Origin of the sequence: Caballeronia sordidicola (assembly GCF_001544455.2) — a bacterium.
Taxonomy (GTDB): Bacteria; Pseudomonadota; Gammaproteobacteria; order Burkholderiales; family Burkholderiaceae; genus Caballeronia; species Caballeronia sordidicola.
Map to the genome: position 1 here is coordinate 1 of NZ_FCOC02000056.1, position 1550 is coordinate 1550.

The 1550-nt window shown below is 57.7% G+C and carries 1 protein-coding gene; it reads right to left on the minus strand.

From position 1 onward, the window contains the following. Positions 1-84: 84 nt before the first annotated feature. Positions 85-1464: an ISNCY family transposase gene (locus AWB64_RS30525; protein WP_374728661.1), complete on the minus strand. Its 1380-nt coding sequence runs from the start codon at positions 1462-1464 to the stop codon at positions 85-87. Positions 1465-1550: the final 86 nt, after the last annotated feature.

Below are 1550 nucleotides of genomic sequence, written 5' to 3' on the forward strand. Positions count from 1 at the left end.
AATGTCGAGGCTAAGTTCAGATGTCGGGGTTCAAACTTTTTAGAGATGTCGGGTTTTGACTTTATCAATCTCTGTTTAAAAAGCTCATTTCCCCACCGCGGCTGCCCGCAGTTCGGCGCTTCTTAGCATCATCGCGTTCATGTCGATTTGCTTGAGCTCGCGTTGTTTGCGCGTATTGTTGGCCCGCATCTTCGGCTTGACCGGTTCGCCCTGATTAGTCCTTGACGGTGAACCAGAGATGCGCCGGTTGTCGCGCTCCATTTGCACTTGGCGCGACAGCGCCAACACATGCTCGAGGCGCTTGTTATCGACTTCGGCACCCTGGTCCATCGCCGATAACCTGTCGTATTGACGATAGGCCAGCGCGCTGCCATTTGCCCGGATTTCGATACGCCCATCCGGGTATTCATAGACATCGATGTAGTGATGGGCGAGGGCACGTGTTTGCGGCGTGTCGTCAAGCATGTAGATGACCCGGTCGTACTGCAATGTCAGGCTGTTCGACACGCAACGCAACACCCGGTGCGTCAGAATCAGGTCGAGGTCTTCATCGCCCCTGAGCGGCCGATGCGCGTTAAATGCGCTCTTCGGGATCTTCGCAAAGCGCCCATTGAAGTCGGCTATGAAGTGGGGCGCATACGCGTTGGCGGCCTCCTTTGTATTGATCTTGCGCAGCCTCAACTCTTTGACCAACCGGTCCTGCAAGGTGAGATTGGCCCGCTCCACGCGTCCCTTCGCCTGACTGCTGTTGGCACACAGCGTGTCCACGTTCAACTCGTACAAGGCCCGCCCGTATTGGGTCACGCCCTTGTCGGGCGTGCTCGCGTGCTGGTTGCAGTAAAACACGCTGGCCTTGTCGCTATAGAGTGCCACTGGCTTGCCGTGCGCCTCGATGTATTTGCGCGTGGCCTCGAAATAACTGAAGGTCGATTCGGTCGCGGTGAAGTGCAACGTCATCAGTTGGCTTGTGGCATCGTCGATAAACACCAACAGCGTGCACGCCGGCGCCCGGTTCTCGAACCATCGGTGATCGCTGCCATCGATCTGGATCAGCTCGCCCAAACAAGACCGCCGGTTCCTCGGCTGGTGAATCTTGGGCGGGCGCTGCTTGCGTGGAATCCACAGGCCGGCGTCGGTCATCAGGTGGCGAACAGTCTCCTTGGAAAGCGTTAAACCATGACATTCGCGCAGCTTCTCGCAGGCAAGCGTTGGGCCAAAGTCGGCGTATCGGTCGCGAATCAAAACCAATGCCCGGCATGCCGTTACCTCATCAAGCTTTCGGTTGCCTGGACGACCTCGCGCTGCCGAGCCCACACCGGCCGCGCCAGTTTGCTTGTACCGAAGCACCAGACGCTCGATCTGGCGCACCGTCAAATGCAAACGCTCGGCAGCCAGGCCCGGTTTGAGCATCCTGTCCACGACGGCTTGAATCACTTTGAGTCGGTCGAGTTCGCGCATGTTCAACGTCACCAGTTCGGTAGGCTGCATGGCGAGCTCCCATCGTTGGATCGGAAGCTCCCAGCATCGCACCAGAAGCAAAACACGACATT